The sequence below is a fragment of the Kitasatospora sp. NPDC092286 genome (genome assembly GCF_044755565.1).
GTDB lineage: Bacteria > Actinomycetota > Actinomycetes > Streptomycetales > Streptomycetaceae > Kitasatospora.
Map to the genome: position 1 here is coordinate 53417 of NZ_JBIVRD010000002.1, position 17787 is coordinate 71203.

Sequence of the window (17787 nt, forward strand, 5' to 3'; positions counted from 1 at the left end):
GGGACCAGCCCCGCGCGGGCGGGGAGCAGACTTCGTGACGTGCGAGTTTATCGGGGGGTGGGGCGGTTTTCTGCAACTTGTTGGGAACTGGGCATTAGGGTCATAGTCGGTGAAAGGGTGTCAATCGAGCGGATGGTGGTGGGCGTCAGAGGTCAGTCGGCCAAGCGGTCGATGGTGGCGAGGACCTTGGTGGTGCCGTCCTCCTTGGCCAGGGTGGTGGCGATGGCCTGGGCGTGCTGGCGGTACTGCGGGGTGTCGAGGGTCTGGCGGATGGCGGCGGCGAGACGGACGGGGCCGGGGGTGACGCCGAGGCGGGTGAGGCGGGCGGACCAGAAGGGGGCGTCGAGTTGGGCGGGGACGGGGATGGTGGGGGTGCCGGCGAGGAGGGCGGCGGCGGTGGTGGTGCCGGCGCCGGCGTGGTGGATGACGGCGGCCGTGCGGGGGAAGAGCCAGTGGTGCGGGGTGTCGTCGATGGTGAGGACGTCGTCGCTGTCGGATGCGGTGAGGCCGCTCCAGCCGGACTGGACGACGGCCCGGACCCCGGGCGGCACGCAGGGCGGCCAGGACGGTGGCGGTGAGGCGGTCGGGATCGGGGACGACCAGGCTGCCGAAGCCGACGAAGACCGGCGGCGGGTCGGCGGCGAGGAAGTCGGCCAGGCGGGGCGGGGGTTGCCACGTGGGGTCGGGGTGGGGCCACCAGTAGCCGCCGACGTCGAGGCCGGGGTGCCAGTCGGCGGGCCGGGGAATGACGGCGGGTGAGAAGCCGTGCAGGACGGGCTGGGTGTGCTGGGTGCGCGCGGTGCCGTGGCGGGGCAGGCCGAGCCGGCGGCGCAGATGGCGGACGGCGGGAGCGAAGAGGCGGTCGGTGGCGGCCTGGACGGCGTGGCCGGCGAGCAGGTTCCCGGTGCGGCCGAGTGAGCGGGTACCGGTGACGGACGGTGCGAACTCCCGGGTGGGGGAGAGGGGCTGGAGGCGGAGGGCGATGCAGGGAATGCCGGCGGCCTCGGCGGCGACCTGGCCGAGGGCGGCCGTGGTGCCGGTGGTGAGCAGGAGATCGGCGCCCTGGGTGGTGGCCTCGGCGATTCCCTCCCCGAGGACTGGCATGAACGAGCGACTCAGGCGCAGGAGTTGGATGAGTGCGAGGGGGCCCGCGCCGGCCTGGAGGAGGCGTCGGCCCCCGGCGGAGGCGAGGACGGCGCGCGGGTCGATCGGGAGCGGGCGGAACTCCAGGCCGGCCGCCCGTACGGAGTCGGCGAAGGCCGTGTGGGTGGCGACGGCCACCTGATGGCCGGCCGCGTGGAGGCGGGCGCCGAGCCCGGTGAAGGGGGCCGCGTCGCCCCGGGAACCGGCGGTGGCGATCAGGATGTGCATGGCGGCAGTATGGCGGGGAAGGGTGGGGCGGCCCGGAGTGCCACGCCTCCGGGGGTGGAACCGGAGGGGTGGTCGGGGGCGTCCTTCGAGGCAGGGCGGCCCGGTTGGGGCCGCCGTACTGGAGGATGGGAGGACACATGGGCATCGTCGCGTGGATCGTGCTGGGCCTGGTGGCCGGGGCTCTGGCCAAGTTGCTGCTGCCGGGGAAGGACCCGGGCGGCCTGGTGGTGACCACCTTGATCGGCATCGCCGGGTCCTTCGTCGGGGGCTGGATCTCCTCGCGGTTCCTGCACCGGTCGGTGACCGCGCAGTTCTTCGACCTGGCCACCTGGGTCTCGGCGATCGGCGGCGCGCTGGTACTGCTGATCGCCTACCGCCTCATCTTCGGCAACTCCCGCCGCTGACCGGGAACGGGGCCGGCCGCGGGGCCTGTTCCCGCTTCCGGCTCCGCCGCCCGGGCCGCCGCTCAGGCTGTCGGCGAGGCCTCGGTGACCCACGCGGGCAGGTCCTCGCGGGTGGCCAGCCACTCGGCGGGGACCTCGGCGAGTCCGGTGCGGGCGGCGACCACCCCGGCGGCGATGGCGGAGGTGGTGTCCATGTCGCCCCAGCCCTCCAGCGTCCGCCAGATGGCCTCGGGCAGTGAGTCCAACTGCCCTGCGGCGGACCAGAGGGCGAACGGCACGGTGTCCGGGGCGGAGATGCGGAAGCCCGAGCCGAGGACGTTCGCCGCGTGCCGGACGGAGCTGTGCTCGGGGAGGCGGGCGGCGATCCGCAGGCCGGAGCGGATGTCGCTGTCGGGCAGTCGGCCGGCGACCTCCACCAGCAATTCGGCCCGGCCGGGCGGGTCCTGGCCGCGGCTGCGGGTGGCGAACGCCGCCGCCAGCGCGACGGCGACCGCGCCGGTCACCGCCTCCGGGTGGAAGTGTGTGGTGAGCGCCTGGAGTTCGGCCTGGTGCGCGACGGCGTCGAGGTCGTCGGCGAACCAGGCGCCGAGCGGGGCGACCCGCATCGCCGCGCCGTTCCCGTAAGACCCCTGGCCATCGAACTGCCGGGAGGTCACGGCCCGCCAGTCGCCGCCGAGGTCGATCTCGCGCAGCACACGGTGCATCGACGGGCCGTACTTGCGGTTGTAAGCGGTGACGTACTCCTCGGCGAACTCCCCTGCCAGAGCGTCCTGCTGGATCTCGCCGTACGCGATCAGGTGGCGGAGCACGACGAGCGCCATCGCGGTGTCGTCCGTCCAGTGCCAGGGGCCCGGGCGGGTCAGCCGGGCGGCCAGCGCGGCGGGCGCCTCGCTGACGGGCACGGAGAACCAGCGGTCACCGAAGGCATCGCCGAGCGCGAGCCCCTGCAGACTGTCCAGGGCGGGGCCGGTGGCACGCATGTCATCCTCCAGGTGAGATCGACCGAGTGCCGCAGTCTGCCGGGCCGCGGCGCGGACGGGCGAGCGAATTTCCTGGACGGGGCCGACGGGGGCGCCTCGCGCGTGCCGTCGAGGAGGTCGAATCGCGTGCGGGAGTGACGGGAGGGCGGTTGTGCGCCCGCGGTCGGGTATGGGCCCCCGTCGTGACGGGGGCCCATACGGTCAGCGCTTGGCGAGGAGGCCGGCGAGGAGCAGGGCCCAGAGGGCCTCGAAGCGCTCCTGGGCCTTCGGGTCGGACCACTCGGCGGCGTACGCGGGGTCGTGGAAGTGCGCGGTCGCATCGAAGACGGCCCGCGAGACCGACCCGACGTGGGTGAGCCTGAACTCCTTGGTCTCGATGCCGTCCTGGACGATCTGGGCGATCTGGCCGACCAGGGTCTCGATGTGGGCCTCGACGGTGTCGCTGGTCTCGGCGGACCGCTTCATGTAGGTGGCGAACAGCTCCGGGTCGTCGACCGCCTTCTTCCGCTTGGTGGCGAACAGCGTTGCCAGCCAGCGGTGCAGGCGCTCGGCGGCAGGGCCGGGCTCGATGGCGATGGACGAGAGGTTGTTGTGCGCCTGGTCGAGCCAGCGCTGGGTGACAGCCTCTCGCAGCGCCGCCTTGCTCGGGAAATGGCGGTAGACGCTGCTGTGGCTGACGCCGAGGGCACGGGCGACGTCCGAGACGGTGGCCTTGGCCGAGCCGAACCGCCTGAGGACGTCCTCCGTCGCGCTCAGGATCTGCTCGGGGGTGAGTGCGCTGTCCGTGGTCACGGGAGGTACGTCCTTACGGGTGGTGCGTCCGCCATCGGGGCGGCGGACGGTGCTGCTGGCTGGCGGGCAAAGGCGGTCGGACGGCCCGGGCTCGGCGGCGAACCGGTAGCGGCGGGGACGCCGGTCAGCGCTCGCTGTCGAGATGGGCCATCTGAGCGGCAGCGTACCTGTCCCCGGCGGCGGATCCGGCGGGCACCGCGGCCTCGATGGCGGCGAGGTCGGCGGCGGTGAGGGTGATGTCCAGTGCGCCGAGTGCCTCGGTGAGGCGGTCGCGGCTGCGGGCGCCGACCAGCGGGACGATGTCCTCGCCGCGCGAGGCGACCCACGCGATCGCGACCTGTGCCACGCCGGCGCCCTTCTCGGTGGCGACCGCCCGCAGGGCCTCGACCAGCGCGAGGTTGTGGGCGAGGTTGTCGCCCTGGAAGCGCGGGCTGTGGCCGCGGAAGTCGGTGCCGGCCAGGACGCGGTCGTTGTTCCAGTGGCCGCTGAGCAGGCCGCGCGAGAGCACACCGTACGCGGTGACGCCGATGCCCAACTCGCGGGCGGCGGGCAGGATCTCGGCCTCGATGGTGCGCGAGAGCAGCGAGTACTCGATCTGCAGATCGCTGATCGGGTGGACGGCGGCGGCGCGGCGCAGGGTGTCGGCGCCGACCTCGGAGAGCCCGATGTGGCGGACGTAGCCGGCCTTCACCAGGTCGGCGATCGCGCCGACGGTTTCCTCGACGGGAACGTTCGGGTCCAGTCGGGCCGGGCGGTAGACGTCGACGTAGTCGGTGCGCAGGCGGCGCAGGGTGTAGGCGAGGGCGGTCTTGGCGGCGGCCGGGCTGGCGTCGTAGCCGAGCCACTGGCCGTCGGGGCCGCGCTGGGCGCCGAACTTCACGCTGATCTGGACGCCCTCACGGTCGCGGCCGCGCAGCGCGTCGTGGATCAGCAGCTCGTTGTGGCCCATGCCGTAGAAGTCACTCGTGTCGAGCAGGGTGACGCCCGCGTCGAGTGCGGCGTGGATGGTGGCGACGCTTTCGCTCTCGTCGGCCGGGCCGTAGAGGCCTGACATGCCCATGCAGCCCAGGCCGATGGCGGACGTGCTGGGGCCGGTGGTGCCGAGGGTGCGCCGGGGGATTCGGGAAATGGCGGACATCGGGTGCTCCCGCGGGTCGGTGGCGCGTAGGGCGGGGATGGCGGGCTGGGTTCAACTGTGGCACGACAGGTAACAGATTTCAATATCTGTTATCCGTTTTCTGTTTTCTGTCATCTGTTACCCGCCGTCAGTGACCCGCCGCCCATCACCCGCCGCCCGTCACCTGTCGTCTGACATCCGCCGCTCGCCGCCCGGCGCCCGCAGCAGATGGGCCCGGGCCGGCGGCAGGTTGCGCCAGGCCGTCCGGTTCCCCAGTCCGTACACCTCCTCGAACCGCCGCAGCAGCCGCACCACCGCCCGGTGCCGCGCCCCGCGCCGAGGCCCGGAGGTCAGCGTCCGGGCCGTAGTGGTACCCAGATACCCGAAGTACGTCAGCTCGCCGCCGGGCACCAGCAGCCGCAGATAGAGGTCCAGCACGTGCCGCACCTGCGCCGGCTCGAAGTTGGTGAACGGCAGCCCCGAGACGATCACGTCGTACCGCTCACCCGCGGGCCCGCCCCCGTCCGGCGCCGGCGGCCGGCACTCCGGCAGTTCCTCCACCCGGCAGGCGGACAGCCGCAGGTCGATCCCCGGCCCCCGCCGGACCAGCTCCGGATCCTCCCGCAGCCGCTCGGCGAAGCGGGGGTTCGCCTCGACGACGTGCAGCCGGTCGCCCGGGCGCAGCACTTCGGCCAGCCGCCGGGTCACGACCCCCGTCCCGGCGCCGACCTCCAGCACCGAGAGCGGCCGATCGGGGCGGCTGGTCACCGGGACCACCAGGGCGTTCACCAGGTCCGCCCCGCTCGGCGCCAGCGCGCCCGTGCTGTGGAACGTGCGCAGCGCCTCGCGGAGGAAGAGCAGAAGGTCGCCGCCGGTCCGACCCGGGGCGGCGAACGAAGAGCGGGCGTACGGGGCGGGGCGGGGCTGATCTGTCGTCATACCATCGAAGCTAGAAGCGCCTGGCCCCACGCGAATCGGCCGACGAGTGGCGACGACCCCCGACGAAAGTCGAGGACACCGCTGGCCGAAGGTAGGGGGCACCGCCTTGGGAACCGACCGTAGCATCGGGCTAGACCGAAGGGAGGAGACCGATTGAGCACAGGCCGAGCGGACCACCCGGACCACCCGGGCCAACCGCCGTATCAGCCGCAAACGCCGCGCCAGGCATACCCGGGCCACGTGCCCGTCCCGCGTGACCCGGATGAACGGTCGTTCGTGCGCCGCGCTCTGCTCGGCTGGTACGCACCCGGCCACCGTTGGTGGATCGAGACGCTGTTCCTGCTGGCCGTCCTCACCCTGACCGCCGAAGAAACCGTCGTCCACTGGACGAGCACCGAGGACTCCTACCGCTTCCTGCGTACCGTCGTAGCCGCCCTCGCCTCCCTCTCCCTCCTCCTCGTCCGCCGTTACCCAGTCGCCTCCGCGGTCCTCCCCATCCTCACCGCAGGTGTGCTCAATCGCGCCCTCCCCGGCCTGTTCAGCGTCTACAACCTCGCCTCCACCGGCCGCTTCGGCCTCGCCATGGTGGGCGGCGTCGTCATCGCCCTGGTCAGCGCCGCCCGCGCCGACTCGGTCATCGACTGGGTGGGCACCACCGGCTCACAACTTCTCGTCGAGGCCGCCGCCCTCTCCCTCGGTCTCTGGCTGCACGGCCGCCGCGTCCTGATCCAGACCTTGCACGACCAGGTCGACGTGCTGCGCCGTGAACGCGAGCTCCGCGCCGAACAGGCCCGGTCCGCGGAACGATCCCGGATCGCACGGGAGATGCACGACGTACTGGCGCACCGCCTCAGTCTGCTCGTGCTGCATGCCGGGGTCCTCCGGGACCAGGCCCAGGCCGGGACGGTCGCCGACGACCCCGCCCGGCTCGCGCACCGGCTGGAACTCCTGCGGACGACGGCCGCCCGCTCGCTCGACGACCTGCGTGACGTCCTCGGTGCGCTCCGGGCCGAACCGCGGTCCCCGGCCGGCCCCGGAGACACCGAGTACCCCAAGTACGCCGGAGACGTCCACGACACCGGGGGCACCGGGGACGCGGGGGATCGTACGGGCGACTGGGTCTCGGCGGTCGTCGCCGTGCGACCTGTGTCCCCTCGCCCGTCCCCGTCGCTCTCCGCGTCCCCGCCCGTGGGCCCTGGCGAGGCCGGGGGGCCACGACCCGTCCGCGTACCGGCACCGGCGCTGCGCGACCTCACCGAACTCGTCGGCGAGGCCAGGGAGGCCGGACAGACGGTCGAACTCGCCCTCGTCGGCGATCCCGAGAGCATCCCCACCACCCACCGCCTGGCCGTTCACCGAGTGGTGCAGGAGGCACTGACCAACGCCCGCAAGTACGCACACGCCGCACCAGTGACGGTCCGCGTCCGGTACGGTGCCCCGGCGACCAGCGTCGAGGTGCGCAACGGCCCGGGCGAACCGGCACCGTCGGGAGCCTGTACCGGCGGTGGATACGGGCTGGTCGGGCTCACCGAACGGGTCGGCGCGCTGGGCGGATACCTCGATGCGGGCCCCGACGGCCACGGTGGCTTCCGCCTCGCCGCCCAACTTCCGTCACCGAGGCGCCCGCCCGCATCCGTCCGGAAGCCGGCACCGCCCCCGTACCCGCAAGCCGTGCCCTACCCGCAGCCCACGCCCTACCCGCACGTCACGTCGCACCCGCAGCCACCGAGGGAACCCGCATGATCCGCACCATGGTGGTCGACGACGACGCGCTGGTCCGGCTCGGCCTCGTCGATCTGCTCACCCAGGACCCGGTACTCACCGTGGTCGCCGAGGCCGCCGACGGGCTGCAGGCCGTCGAGTTGGCCCGCCGCCAACGCATCGACGTCGCGCTGATGGACATCCGGATGCCCAGACTCGACGGCATCGCCGCCACCCGCCGACTGCGCGAGCTGCCCGAGGGCCCGCGCGTCATCGCGCTCACCACCTTCGACCTCGACGAGTACGTGTACCAGGCGCTCGCCGCCGGTGCCGACGGCTTCCTGCTCAAGGACACCCCGCCCGCCGAGATCGTCCGGGCGGTCCACATCGTGGCCGACGGCCAGGGCATGCTGCACCCGGCCGCCGCTCGCCGCCTCATAGACCGCTACCACCGTGCCGGTGCGCCACGATCGGTCGCCGCCCGCGGCCGTGTCGCCGCGCTCACCCCGCGCGAGACCGAGGTGCTGGGCGAACTCGCCTGCGGGCTCTCCAACGCGGAGATCGCCTCCGTGCTCGGAATGCGCGAGAGCACCGTCAAAGCCCACATCAGCCGGATCCTCACCGCGCTCGGCGTCGGCAACCGTGTCCAGGCCGCACTGCTCGCCCGCGACGCCGGGCTCGTCGAGGGCGCCGACTGATCCGGCGCCGACTGACCCGACGGTGACCGCCCCGACGCCGCCCGCCCCCGACGGCGACCGGTGTGACGGTGGTGGGCCCGACCGTTCGCGCGCCACCCCTGGCACAGGCGCCGGAGGGACCACGAGCACGCCTTCCTCCGCCCCCGCCGAGGGGCTGGCGACGGACCGCCGCCTGGTACCGAATGCTGAGCGGCTGTCACCCATCCGGCGTGGAAAAGCCGTGCCTTGGCGATTTGTGCTGCCGAACCCGGGCGCCGGGTCCATGGTGGAGATGGGCGCGATCCGGCGACCGCGCTCGCGCGCCGATCCAGGCCCGCGCGCCGTGCGCCTGCCGCCGTTCTCCGACGGGCGCCCGAGGCGGGGCCAGGCCCCCGGCGTGCTGGGAGCAGGGCCACCTCGCAGGAAGCCGAACGGTTCTTCTAGGCTCACATCTCGGCTTCCCTGTGGCGGTGCGGTCGCTGCGCCCGCCGCTTCGAAGCCGCCGTCCACGGGGGCTCCGGGCCAACCAGGGCCCCCGGATCGAGCGAGGAGGACGCAATGCCAAGCATGCCGCCCAGCCGTTCCACCGTACTTGGGCCAGACGGGCCGTCCTGGCGGACCGTGCGTCTGACCGGGGCCGTGCGACCGGGCTGGTCCGGGCACCCGGGCTGGTCCGGCCGGCCGGTTCGGCCACTGAATACCGGCGGCGGCCGCGGAGGCGAGCGTTGAGTCCCCAAGCCGTTCGGCCGCCCGGCGCGCCGACCGTGACCACCGACCCCGCACCCGCGTCCGCCCCCGGCACCATGGCCGCCGCCGCCGCTGTTACCGCCACCCTCACCGCAGTTGCCACGGAGGCCGTTCGTCCGGTCTCCCGTCCGGCAGTCGCACCATCGGCGGCGACGGCCACCGCACCGGCCACCGCGCCGGCCGTCGCACTACCCACCGCACCACCCACCGCGCCGCCATCAGCAGCACTGCTGACCGGAGCAACGTCCGCCACGGCGACCACCTCGGCTGTCACGTCGGCTGTCGCATCGGCGACCACCGACGGTGACACCCAACCCGCCCTCACCACCGCCCTCCCGGGCCTTCCGCAGGCCATCAGCTCACGCGCCCGCACGCTGGCCGGAGCCGTCCGCCGACGCTGCGCGGACCTCGCCCGGATCGAGTCCCCCAGTGGCGACGCGCCCCGACTCGACGCCCTCGCCGAAGAGTTGTCCGCAGGCTTCCGGTCCACCGGCGCCACCGCCCGCCGCGAGTCCGGCCCCGCCGGGGACCACCTGGTGCTGCAGTGGGACGGGCAGGACGAAAGCCTGCCGCACCTCCTCGTGGTCGGCCACCATGACACCGTCTGGCCGGCCGGCATCCTGGCCGACTGGCCCGTCACCGAGCAGGACGGCGTGCTCAGCGGCCCCGGCGTGGTCGACATGAAGGGTGGACTCGCCATTCTGGAAGGCGCGTTCGCCCTGCTCGCCGACCTCGGCCAGCGCCCGCACCGCACCGTCCGCCTGGTGGTGGTCTCCGACGAGGAGGTCGGCAGCCCGGACGGCAAGCGCCTGGTCGAACGCCAACTGCGTGGTGCGGCCGCCGTCCTGGGGCTCGAACCGCCCCACCCGGACGGTCGGCTCAAGACCGCCCGCCGGGGCAGCACCCGGGTGCGCCTCACCGTCACCGGTCGCGAGGCGCACGCCGGGAACGACGCGGCCGACGGCGTCTCCGCGGTGGACGAACTCGTGGACCAGCTCGTCGCGGTCCGCGGGCTCGTCTGTCAGCCCGGCACCGAGCTGAACGCCGGCCGGATCAGCGGCGGCACCCGGGCGAACGTCATCGCCGGCCGGGCCGAGGCCGAACTCGGCCTGCGCTTCGCCACCATGGAGGCACAGCGCCGCACGCTCGACAACCTGGCCCGGCTGACCGCCCAGCGCCCGGGGGCCAAGGTCCGGACGGAGGTGCTGTCCAGCCGGCCGGCCTGGCCCGAACGCTCCGGCAATCCGCTGCTGCGGCACGTCCGTTCGCTCGCGGCGGTGCTCGGCCAGCAGCTCGACGGCGCTCCGGCGGGCGGGGCGGGCGACACCAACCTGCCCGGTTCGCGCGGTCTGCCGACGCTGGACGGGTTCGGTGCGGTCGGCGCGGGGGCGCATGCCCGGCACGAGCACATCCGGATCGATCAGCTGGCTCCCCGGATCGCGCTGCTGACGGCGCTCCTCGCGGTTCCGCTGCCGCGCCTGCGGGACCGCTCGGAGGGCTGAGCGGCTTCGTGCGGCGGGAGGGGGCCCGCCCCTCGGCTTCGGCCGGGCGGCGGGCCCCCTTCGTCCGGGGCCTATCGGGGCCCGTCCTCGGCGGACCGCTCACCGTCCGCCGGGGCATCGCCGTCGCGCCCAGCGCCGATTCGGTCGTCGCCTACCCGGTCGTCGCCTACCCGGTCGTCGCCTGCCTGGTCGTCGCCTGCCTGGTCGTCGCCGGTCCGGTCGTCGAGGAGCGGAAACAGGCGGGTGACGGCGGCCACCGGACGGGTGCCGGGCCGGGCGTCGCGCTGTCGGTGCGGGGCGAGCAGGGGGCGGACGGCGGCGCCGAGGTCGGCGAGTTCGTCGGGGGTGAGGTGGAGGACCGCAAGGAGAAGGTCTTCGCCAAGCGCGCCGCCCGCGCCGAGCGGCTGGAAGGCCTGCGCTAGCCGCACCGGAAGGGCCGGGGCGCGAGTGGTGACGCCGCCCGGTGCCGCCCCTGAGCAGCGCCGCGCGCCCCGGCGCGACCGTCGGCGTTCGCGCCCGTGAGGCGCGGACGGCCCGGCTCCCTTGTCAGGCCGCCGCCTCGCCGCGCACAATGGAACCGACCGAACGGTCAGTCGGTGGCCGGGCCCGGGAACCGTGAGGCCCCGCGACAGCCGACGTGTGCACGCGAGAGGGGACCGTGATGACAGCAGAGGTGGCCGAACCGGTCTCCGCGCGGACACAGGAGGACCGGTTCGAGGCGGTGATCGCCGCCGAGCAGCGGATCGAGCCCCGGGACTGGATGCCCGATGCCTACCGGGCGACCCTGATCCGCCAGATCGCCCAGCACGCGCACTCCGAGATCATCGGCATGCAGCCGGAGGGCAACTGGCTCACCCGTGCCCCGTCGCTGCGTCGCAAGGCCATCCTGCTGGCCAAGGCGCAGGACGAGGCCGGCCACGGCCTCTACCTCTACGCCGCCGCGGAGACCCTCGGCGTGGATCGGGCCGAGCTGACCGAGAAGCTGGTCTCGGGCCGCCAGAAGTACTCCTCGATCTTCAACTACCCGACCCTCACCTTCGCCGACGTCGGGGTGATCGGCTGGCTGGTCGACGGCGCCGCGATCTGCAACCAGGTGCCGCTCTGCCGTTGCAGCTACGGGCCGTACGCGCGGGCCATGGTCAGGGTCTGCAAGGAGGAGTCGTTCCACCAGCGCCAGGGTTACGAGCTGCTGATGACCCTGATGCGCGGCACCGACGCCCAGCGGCGGATGGTCCAGGACGCGGTGGACCGCTGGTGGTGGCCGTCGCTGATGATGTTCGGGCCCCCGGACGCGGACTCGCCGAACACCGCCCGCTCGATGGCCTGGCGGATCAAGCGGCACACCAACGACGAGTTGCGTCAGCGCTTCGTCGACATGACCGTCCCGCAGGCGCAGCACCTCGGGGTCACCCTCCCCGACCCCGCGCTGAGCTGGAACGAGCAGCGCGGCGGCTGGGACTTCGGTGAGCCGGACTGGTCGGAGCTGACCCGGGTCATCCAGGGCCAGGGCCCGTGCAACGCCCAGCGGATCGACCGCCGCCGGGCCGCCCACGAGGACGGCGCCTGGGTCCGGGAGGCGGCGGTCGCCTACGCGGAGAAGCGACGGGCGGAGCACCGATCGGCCGAGGGCCGACCTGCGGAGGACCGATCCGCGGGGCACCCGAGATCCGCAGCCGACGGATCCGAAGGCCGTCGCCCCGAACAGCAGGCGAACCAGGCGCAAGCCGAAGCGGAACAGGAGAACGGAAAGTGACCGAGTCCAAGGCCGGCTGGCCCCTGTACGAGGTGTTCGTGCGCCCCCGGCGCGGCCTGAACCACGTCCACGTCGGCTCGCTGCACGCCTCCGACGAGCGGATGGCGCTGCTCGCCGCCCGCGACCTCTACACCCGCCGCAACGAGGGCGTCAGCCTCTGGGTGGTCCGCTCGGACGCGATCACCGCCTCCACCCCGGACGAGCGCGACGCCTTCTTCGACCCCAGCGGCGACAAGGTCTACCGCCACCCGACCTTCTACGACATCCCCGAGGATGTCCCGCACATCTGACGGGGAGCACGCACGATGACCGACGACCACGTCTACCTGAGCCTCGCCGAGGCGTCCCCCGAGCCCGAGGGCGAGGGCCGCTGGGCGTACGGGACGGGCTTCGCCGACCCGCTGCTCGGCGTGGACACCGCCGTACCGGCCGGCCTGGACGGTGCCGACCTCGCCGCCTACTGCCTGATGCTCGGCGACGACGCCCTGGTGCTCGCCCAGCGGCTGATCGAGTGGTGCACCCGGGCGCCCGAGCTGGAGGAGGAGGTGGCGCTCGCCAACCTCGGCCTCGATCTGCTCGGCCAGGCCCGCCAGTTGCTCACCCGGGCCGGCCAGGCCGACGGCACCGGGCGCACCGAGGACGACCTGGCGTACTGGCGCGAGGAGCACGAGTTCCGCAACGTCCGCCTGGTCGAGGCGCCGAACGGGGACTTCGCGTACTCGATCGCCCGGCTGCTGGTCTTCGCCACCGCGCGCGGCGCGCTGTACGAGGCGCTGGCCGGGCACGCCGATCCGGTACTGGCGGCGGTCGCCGCCCGGAGCGTCAAGGAGCTGGCCTACCACCGCGAGTACGCCACCGCGTGGACGCTGCGGCTCGGCGACGGCACGCCGTACTCGTCGGCCCGGATGCAGGCCGGTCTGGACGCCGTCTGGCCGCTGGTGGAGGAGCTGTTCACCGCCCACCCGGTGGAGCTGCGGGCCGGGGTGGACCCGGCGCTGCTGCGCGAGCCGGTGCTGGGCTCGCTCGCCGCCGTGCTCGCCGAGGCCGGGCTGACCGTGCCGGAGGTGCCGGCGCTGGCCACGGTCGGTGGCCGGGCCGGCCGGGACGGTGTGCACACCGAGGCGCTGGGCCCCCTGCTGGCCGAGTTCCAGGTGGTGGCCCGCGCGCACCCGGGGGCGACATGGTGACGACCGCGCGCACCGGCGCCTGGGAGGTCGCGGCGGCCGTCCCGGACCCGGAGCTGCCCATGCTCACCCTCGCCGACCTCGGTGTGCTGGCCGAGGTCGAGGTCGCCGAGGAGGGCGGCGCGGTGACCGCCTGGCTGACCCCGACCTACTCGGGTTGTCCGGCCGTCGCCGAAATGGCCGCCGACGTGGACCGGCGGCTGCGCGCGGCCGGCTATCCGGACGTCCGGGTCCGGCTCCGGCTGGACCCGCCGTGGTCCACCGACCTGATCACCGCCGAGGGCCGCCGCAAGCTGGCGGAGGCGGGCATCGCCCCGCCCGGCCCCGCCGCCCCGGGGCTGCTGGGCCTCGGCCCGACCCGGTTCCTGGACAGCGGTCCCGGCGCCCCCGTCGCATCCGGCGGCCATGGCGGTCACGGGGATCGTGAGGATCACGGGGATCGCGGCGGTCACGAGGCCAGGCCGGCCGCCCCGCCCGTGCCCGCTGTCACCTGCCCGCTCTGCGGCTGCGCCGACACCGAGGAGCTGTCCCGCTTCGGTTCCACCGCCTGCAAGGCGCTCTGGCGCTGCCGCGGCTGCCGGGAGCCCTTCGAACGCGTCAAGGAGATCTGAATGGCCGCCCGTCCCGCCCGTCGCCCGACCTTCCACCGGCTGCGGATCGCCCTGGTGGAGCGGCTCTGCGAGGACGCCGTCGCCGTGACCTTCGCGGTGCCGCACGGGCTCGCCGAGGAGTTCGCGTTCCGGCCGGGGCAGACGCTGACGCTGCGCCGGGAGGTGGACGGCGTCGACGAGCGCCGCTCGTACTCGATCTGCGCCCCCGTCGGCGGCCCGCTGCGGATCGCCGTGCGCGAGGTGCCCGGCGGGCTGTTCTCCCAGTGGCTGGTGCGGGAGGCCCGGCCGGGCGAGGAGGTCGAGGTGCTGACGCCGACCGGGCTCTTCACCCCGGAGCTGGGCGTCCCCGCCGACCATGTCCTGCTGGCGGCCGGCTCCGGTATCACGCCGATGCTCTCCATCGCCGCCTCCGTGCTGGCCGCCGACCGCGTCTCCACCGTCACCCTGTTCTACGGAAACCGGCGCAGCGACACCGTGATGTTCGCCGACGAGCTGGCCGATCTGAAGGACCGCCACCTCGGCCGGTTCCAGCTGGTGCACGTGCTCTCCCGGGAGAGCAGGGACGCCGAGCTGCTCAGCGGCCGGCTGGACCCGGAGCGGGTCGAGGCGCTGCTGAAGGCGCTGGTGGACGTCGAGACGGTGGGCCACTGGTGGCTCTGCGGCCCGTTCGGGATGGTCGCCGGGGCGAAGGACCTGCTGGCCGGGCTGGGGGTGCCCACCGGGCAGGTGCACCAGGAGCTGTTCCACGCCGAGGACGAGCCGGTCGCCGAGCGCGTCGAGGAGGCACCGGCGGGCGGTGGCGCGCACAGCGAGGTCACCGTCGTGCTCGACGGGCGCGGCAGCACGCTCTCCCTCCCGCGGGACCGGTCCATCCTGGACGGCGCCCAGCGTACGCGCCCCGACCTGCCGTTCGCCTGCAAGGGCGGGGTCTGCGGCACCTGCCGGGCTCTGGTCACCGAGGGAGAGGTGGCGATGCGGCGCAACTTCGCGCTGGAGGAGAAGGAACTGGCGGCGGGCTATGTCCTGACCTGCCAGGCCCGCCCGCTGACCGACCGGGTGACGGTCGACTACGACCGGTAGGGGCGGCAGGGCGGGCAGGGCGGCGCGGACCGCGGGCTGGGCGCTGGGGGTGCTGCGAGGCCTCCGGTGGCGGGCGCGCTGATGCCGGCCGGTCGGCATCAGCGCGCGGCTGCCGCCGCCCCGTCAGACCAGGACGGCCGCCGGTTCGCCGAGCAGCCGGACGAGGTCGTTGACGGCGGAGCGCCCGGCCCGGTTGGCGCCGATGGTGCTCGCGGAGGGGCCGTAGCCGACGAGGTGGACGCGGGCGTCGGCGGTGGCGCGGGTCCCGGTGAGGGCGATCCCGCCGCCGGGGGAGCGCAGCCCGAGCGGGGCGAGGTGGCCGACCTCGGGGCGGAAACCGGTGGCCCAGATGACGGCGTCCACCGGGAGTTCCTCGTCGCCCCAGGCGACACCGTGCTCGGTGAGGCGGTCGAACATCGGGCGGCGGTGCAGCGCGCCCAGCGCCTCGGCACGGCGGTAGGCCACCGACGGGCCGAGGCCGGTCACGCTCACCACGCTGCGCACCGGCAGGCCCTGGCGGACCCGCTCCTCGACCTGGGCGACCACCGCCCGGCCGAACTCCGGGGTGAACGGGCCGTCGTGGTAGACCGGCGGGGTCCGGGTGACCCAGACCGTCTCGCCGACCGCCGCGACCTCCGACAGCACCTGGATCGCGGACGCGCCGCCGCCGACCACCAGGACGCGCCGGCCGGCGAACTCCTCCGGGCCCCGGTACTCGGCGTAGTGCAGCTGGCGGCCGGCGAAGTGGCCCGGGTAGTGCGGCAGGAACGGACGGGTCCAGGTGCCGGTGGCGTTGATCAGAGCCCGGGTGGACCAGGTGCCGGAGTCGGTCTCGACGAGCAGCCGGGAGTCCGGCCGCTCGGACTCCGAGCGCACCGCCCGTACGGTGACCGGGCGCACCACGGGGAGCGCGTGCCTGGCCTCGTACGCCGCGAAGTACCCCGGCACCACCTCACGGGCGGGGGCGTCCGGATCGGGCACGGGCAGTTCGAAGTCCGGGAGGTCGTGGAAACCGTGCACGGTGGCCATCCGCAGGGACGGGGAGCGGTGCGCCCAGGCCCCGCCGGGTGCGGCGTCGGCGTCGAGCACGACGAAGCCGCCGTCGGCGTCCGCCCGGTAGGGGGCGAAGCCGCGGCGGCCCAGGTGGTAGGCGGCGGACAGGCCCGCCTGCCCGGCGCCCACCACCACGACGTCCACCCGCAGGTCGGTGCCCACCTCTCGGTCGACGGCCGTGAGCCGCTCCGGGTGTTCACCGTCAGCGGCCCGAGATGTTGCACCGTAAACAGTCACGCCGGTGAAACATCGACGGTGCGGCAGGTGTTCCCGGCGGGGTTCCGCGCCCGGCTCAGGCGGCGGGCGAGATCACCACGGCGGTGCCGTACGCGCAGATCTCGGTACCGATGTCCGCGGCCTCGGTGACGTCGAATCGCATCATCAGCACCGCGTTGCCGCCGCGCGCCTTGGTCTGCTCGACCAGTCGCTGCATCGCCTCGTTGCGGCTCTCCACCAGGGTTTTGGTCAGACCCTTCAGCTCGCCGCCGACCAGCGACTTCAGCGAGGCGCCGATCTGGCTGCCGATGTGCCGGCTGCGCACGGTCAGTCCGAAGACCTCGCCGATCACATGATCGACCCGGTATCCGGGAATGTCATTGGTGGTCACTACCAGGACCTGGGCGTTCGGGCCCTGCCCGCCGCCGTATTCGTCGATGTTTGCCATGGGCCCATCCTGCCGGTCCGCACACGGCCGGACGACAGAGGCCCGGCCCGAATCCGGCGGAGAAGGCGTCGAGAAGCTGGGACGGACCGGTGATCGGGCGGCCGAAAGGCCGTACCGTAGCCCCATGGGCGAGCGAAGCGATCATCCACAGGGGCCGGGCGCGGCGGAGGACTCCGGCGCGCCGGAGATCGAGGCGACGGTGGTGCTGGGCCTGCGGATCACCGACTGGCCGGCGCTGCGCGCGGCCGCGATCGCGGCCGTGGAGGAACTGGACTTCGACGGCATCGACCCGGCCGGCCAGCGCCGCGAACTGCTGCGCGAGGTGGCCGAGGACGCCAACGCGGCGCTCGGCGCGCTGCTGCACCCGGACCGGCTGGTGGCCGCGATCCCGGGCGTCGAGGCGCTCGGCGGCACGCTGGAGATCAGCGTCACCGAGGACTTCGCGCCGGACTTCGCCGAACTGTTCCCGCTGGACGGCGACGAGGAGGACGGTGGCGGCGGGGCGGGGGACTGGACGCTCACCCCTCGGACGGCCTGCCTGCTCCACGCCCAACTGCTGGGACTGGCGGACGCCGCCTACGACGACCTCGACGAGCACGAGGACGAACCGGTCACCGATGGCGACGAGGCCGACTGGACGGTCTTCGGCCGTCTGCCGCAGCGCACCTGGCGCCTCCACCGGGGCTGGCGCCGGGCGATGGCCCGGGCCTTCGACGACCTCGCCGACGACCTCGCGCTCGGCGAGTGGCCGCTGCCGCGCTGCCTGGCCGAGGAGATCGCGCTGCGGATGGCCCTGGTGGACGCCCGCGCGCTGCTCGGCGCACAGCCCGAGTCGGTCGCCGACATGATGGGCGACCTGCCGGCCGACCTGTACGACTACGACTGGGAGGGCTGCCACGACGAGCTGTTCGGTGTCTTCGGCCCGGACGACGGCGATCCGGAGCTGAACGCCGAGCAGCGCACCGAGCTGCTGCTGGCGGCGACGCATCCGGAGGGCTGGTTCCTGTCGTACGAGGACGCGGAGGAGCGGGATCCGCAGCGCGGCTACCGGCGCTGAGGGAGCGGTGACGGGTGAGTGCCCCCACCGGGTTGTTCAGCGTTTTTGTTCAATGACCGAGCGCCGAACCCGAACAACCCCGGTGCGCTACATCTGAAGCGCACGCCTCACCAGTTCCGCCTCACGGGTTCCGTGCCACCGGTGTCGCGTCATCG

At 73.9% G+C, this 17787-nt stretch carries 19 protein-coding genes, 1 pseudogene and 1 CRISPR repeat array (1 of these 21 running past the window's edge); of the genes and pseudogenes, 12 read left to right on the plus strand and 8 right to left on the minus strand.

All coding sequences use genetic code 11. From position 1 onward, the window contains the following. Positions 1-29: direct repeats of the CRISPR family, unit length 29 nt; unit sequence GGGACCAGCCCCGCGCGGGCGGGGAGCAG (it extends 371 nt beyond the left edge of the window). Between the two features lie 123 nt (positions 30-152). Then, a complete protein-coding gene (locus ACIQIB_RS02935) occupies positions 153-551 on the minus strand; it encodes a glycosyltransferase (protein ID WP_400756361.1) in 399 nt (132 codons plus the stop codon). A 214-nt stretch (positions 552-765) separates the two neighbouring features. On the opposite strand from ACIQIB_RS02935, the gene ACIQIB_RS02940 reads away from it, so the two are divergent. Then, complete coding sequence (locus tag ACIQIB_RS02940; protein ID WP_363608689.1) at positions 766-918, plus strand: hypothetical protein; 153 nt, start codon at positions 766-768, stop codon at positions 916-918. Between the two features lie 318 nt (positions 919-1236). Here the strand turns inward: ACIQIB_RS02940 and ACIQIB_RS02945 are convergent. After that, positions 1237-1371 (minus strand): annotated as a pseudogene (locus ACIQIB_RS02945) (glycosyltransferase); the annotation flags it as partial. A gap of 137 nt (positions 1372-1508) precedes the next feature. On the opposite strand from ACIQIB_RS02945, the gene ACIQIB_RS02950 reads away from it, so the two are divergent. Then, complete coding sequence (locus tag ACIQIB_RS02950; protein WP_363608645.1) at positions 1509-1775, plus strand: GlsB/YeaQ/YmgE family stress response membrane protein; 267 nt, start codon at positions 1509-1511, stop codon at positions 1773-1775. Positions 1776-1837: 62 nt separating this feature from the next. Here ACIQIB_RS02950 and ACIQIB_RS02955 read toward each other — a convergent pair whose 3' ends face one another. The 4 genes from ACIQIB_RS02955 to ACIQIB_RS02970 form a co-directional block, all read right to left on the minus strand. Then, complete coding sequence (locus ACIQIB_RS02955; RefSeq protein WP_400756363.1) at positions 1838-2755, minus strand: ADP-ribosylglycohydrolase family protein; 918 nt, start codon at positions 2753-2755, stop codon at positions 1838-1840. Positions 2756-2956: 201 nt separating this feature from the next. Next, positions 2957-3547 carry a TetR family transcriptional regulator gene (locus ACIQIB_RS02960; RefSeq protein ID WP_363608643.1) on the minus strand — a complete coding sequence of 197 codons (591 nt, stop codon included), beginning with the start codon at positions 3545-3547 and terminating at the stop codon, positions 2957-2959. Between the two features lie 124 nt (positions 3548-3671). Further along, positions 3672-4685, minus strand: a complete 1014-nt coding sequence (locus tag ACIQIB_RS02965) for an aldo/keto reductase (protein ID WP_400756365.1) — start codon at positions 4683-4685, stop codon at positions 3672-3674. Between the two features lie 159 nt (positions 4686-4844). After that, positions 4845-5603, minus strand: a complete 759-nt coding sequence (locus ACIQIB_RS02970) for a methyltransferase domain-containing protein (RefSeq protein ID WP_363608639.1) — start codon at positions 5601-5603, stop codon at positions 4845-4847. Between the two features lie 276 nt (positions 5604-5879). On the opposite strand from ACIQIB_RS02970, the gene ACIQIB_RS02975 reads away from it, so the two are divergent. From ACIQIB_RS02975 to paaE, 9 genes are all read left to right on the plus strand, one after another. Beyond that, entirely contained in the window at positions 5880-7346 is a 1467-nt protein-coding gene (locus ACIQIB_RS02975) for a histidine kinase (RefSeq protein ID WP_400756367.1), read from the plus strand. Further along, the gene (locus ACIQIB_RS02980) at positions 7343-8002 is read left to right on the plus strand and encodes a response regulator transcription factor (RefSeq protein ID WP_363608635.1); all 660 of its coding nucleotides are present in this window, start codon (positions 7343-7345) and stop codon (positions 8000-8002) included. The genes ACIQIB_RS02975 and ACIQIB_RS02980 overlap by 4 nt, the downstream gene beginning before the upstream one ends. A 743-nt stretch (positions 8003-8745) precedes the next feature. Then, positions 8746-10230 carry a M20 family metallopeptidase gene (locus tag ACIQIB_RS02985; RefSeq protein WP_400756369.1) on the plus strand — a complete coding sequence of 495 codons (1485 nt, stop codon included), beginning with the start codon at positions 8746-8748 and terminating at the stop codon, positions 10228-10230. A gap of 8 nt (positions 10231-10238) precedes the next feature. Further along, positions 10239-10652 carry a hypothetical protein gene (locus tag ACIQIB_RS02990; RefSeq protein WP_400756371.1) on the plus strand — a complete coding sequence of 138 codons (414 nt, stop codon included), beginning with the start codon at positions 10239-10241 and terminating at the stop codon, positions 10650-10652. A 239-nt stretch (positions 10653-10891) separates the two neighbouring features. After that, positions 10892-11983, plus strand: coding sequence for a 1,2-phenylacetyl-CoA epoxidase subunit PaaA (paaA, locus tag ACIQIB_RS02995; RefSeq protein WP_363608629.1), 1092 nt, complete (start codon positions 10892-10894; stop codon positions 11981-11983). Next, positions 11980-12273 carry a 1,2-phenylacetyl-CoA epoxidase subunit PaaB gene (paaB, locus tag ACIQIB_RS03000; RefSeq protein WP_363608627.1) on the plus strand — a complete coding sequence of 98 codons (294 nt, stop codon included), beginning with the start codon at positions 11980-11982 and terminating at the stop codon, positions 12271-12273. The genes paaA and paaB overlap by 4 nt, the downstream gene beginning before the upstream one ends. Before the next feature lie 15 nt (positions 12274-12288). Beyond that, positions 12289-13170 carry a 1,2-phenylacetyl-CoA epoxidase subunit PaaC gene (gene paaC, locus ACIQIB_RS03005; RefSeq protein ID WP_363608625.1) on the plus strand — a complete coding sequence of 294 codons (882 nt, stop codon included), beginning with the start codon at positions 12289-12291 and terminating at the stop codon, positions 13168-13170. Continuing rightward, positions 13164-13778: a 1,2-phenylacetyl-CoA epoxidase subunit PaaD gene (gene paaD / locus ACIQIB_RS03010; protein ID WP_363608623.1), complete on the plus strand. Its 615-nt coding sequence runs from the start codon at positions 13164-13166 to the stop codon at positions 13776-13778. Before paaC ends, paaD begins: the two co-directional genes overlap by 7 nt. After that, complete coding sequence (gene paaE, locus ACIQIB_RS03015; protein WP_400649717.1) at positions 13779-14858, plus strand: 1,2-phenylacetyl-CoA epoxidase subunit PaaE; 1080 nt, start codon at positions 13779-13781, stop codon at positions 14856-14858. It begins immediately after the preceding gene. A gap of 123 nt (positions 14859-14981) precedes the next feature. Here the strand turns inward: paaE and ACIQIB_RS03020 are convergent, their stop codons facing one another. After that, positions 14982-16073 (minus strand): NAD(P)-binding domain-containing protein, encoded by a 1092-nt coding sequence (locus ACIQIB_RS03020; protein WP_400756372.1) that lies wholly within the window; start codon positions 16071-16073, stop codon positions 14982-14984. A 130-nt stretch (positions 16074-16203) separates the two neighbouring features. Beyond that, positions 16204-16575 carry a YbjQ family protein gene (locus ACIQIB_RS03025; RefSeq protein WP_363608619.1) on the minus strand — a complete coding sequence of 124 codons (372 nt, stop codon included), beginning with the start codon at positions 16573-16575 and terminating at the stop codon, positions 16204-16206. Between the two features lie 124 nt (positions 16576-16699). Between ACIQIB_RS03025 and ACIQIB_RS03030 the strand changes: the two genes are divergently transcribed. Then, complete coding sequence (locus tag ACIQIB_RS03030; protein ID WP_363608617.1) at positions 16700-17632, plus strand: hypothetical protein; 933 nt, start codon at positions 16700-16702, stop codon at positions 17630-17632. The last annotated feature ends 155 nt before the right edge of the window (positions 17633-17787 follow it).

What these genes read in the sequence shown, in the direction of transcription:
- ACIQIB_RS02950 (WP_363608645.1), top strand. Translation starts at nt 1,509, where the DNA reads ATGGGCATCGTCGCGTGGATCGTGCTGGGCCTGGTGGCCGGGGCTCTG.
- ACIQIB_RS02955 (WP_400756363.1), bottom strand. Translation starts at nt 2,755, where the DNA reads ATGCGTGCCACCGGCCCCGCCCTGGACAGTCTGCAGGGGCTCGCGCTC.
- ACIQIB_RS02965 (WP_400756365.1), bottom strand. Translation starts at nt 4,685, where the DNA reads ATGTCCGCCATTTCCCGAATCCCCCGGCGCACCCTCGGCACCACCGGC.
- ACIQIB_RS02970 (WP_363608639.1), bottom strand. Translation starts at nt 5,603, where the DNA reads ATGACGACAGATCAGCCCCGCCCCGCCCCGTACGCCCGCTCTTCGTTC.
- ACIQIB_RS02980 (WP_363608635.1), top strand. Translation starts at nt 7,343, where the DNA reads ATGATCCGCACCATGGTGGTCGACGACGACGCGCTGGTCCGGCTCGGC.
- paaA (WP_363608629.1), top strand. Translation starts at nt 10,892, where the DNA reads ATGACAGCAGAGGTGGCCGAACCGGTCTCCGCGCGGACACAGGAGGAC.
- paaC (WP_363608625.1), top strand. Translation starts at nt 12,289, where the DNA reads ATGACCGACGACCACGTCTACCTGAGCCTCGCCGAGGCGTCCCCCGAG.
- paaD (WP_363608623.1), top strand. Translation starts at nt 13,164, where the DNA reads ATGGTGACGACCGCGCGCACCGGCGCCTGGGAGGTCGCGGCGGCCGTC.
- paaE (WP_400649717.1), top strand. Translation starts at nt 13,779, where the DNA reads ATGGCCGCCCGTCCCGCCCGTCGCCCGACCTTCCACCGGCTGCGGATC.
- ACIQIB_RS03025 (WP_363608619.1), bottom strand. Translation starts at nt 16,575, where the DNA reads ATGGCAAACATCGACGAATACGGCGGCGGGCAGGGCCCGAACGCCCAG.
- ACIQIB_RS03030 (WP_363608617.1), top strand. Translation starts at nt 16,700, where the DNA reads ATGGGCGAGCGAAGCGATCATCCACAGGGGCCGGGCGCGGCGGAGGAC.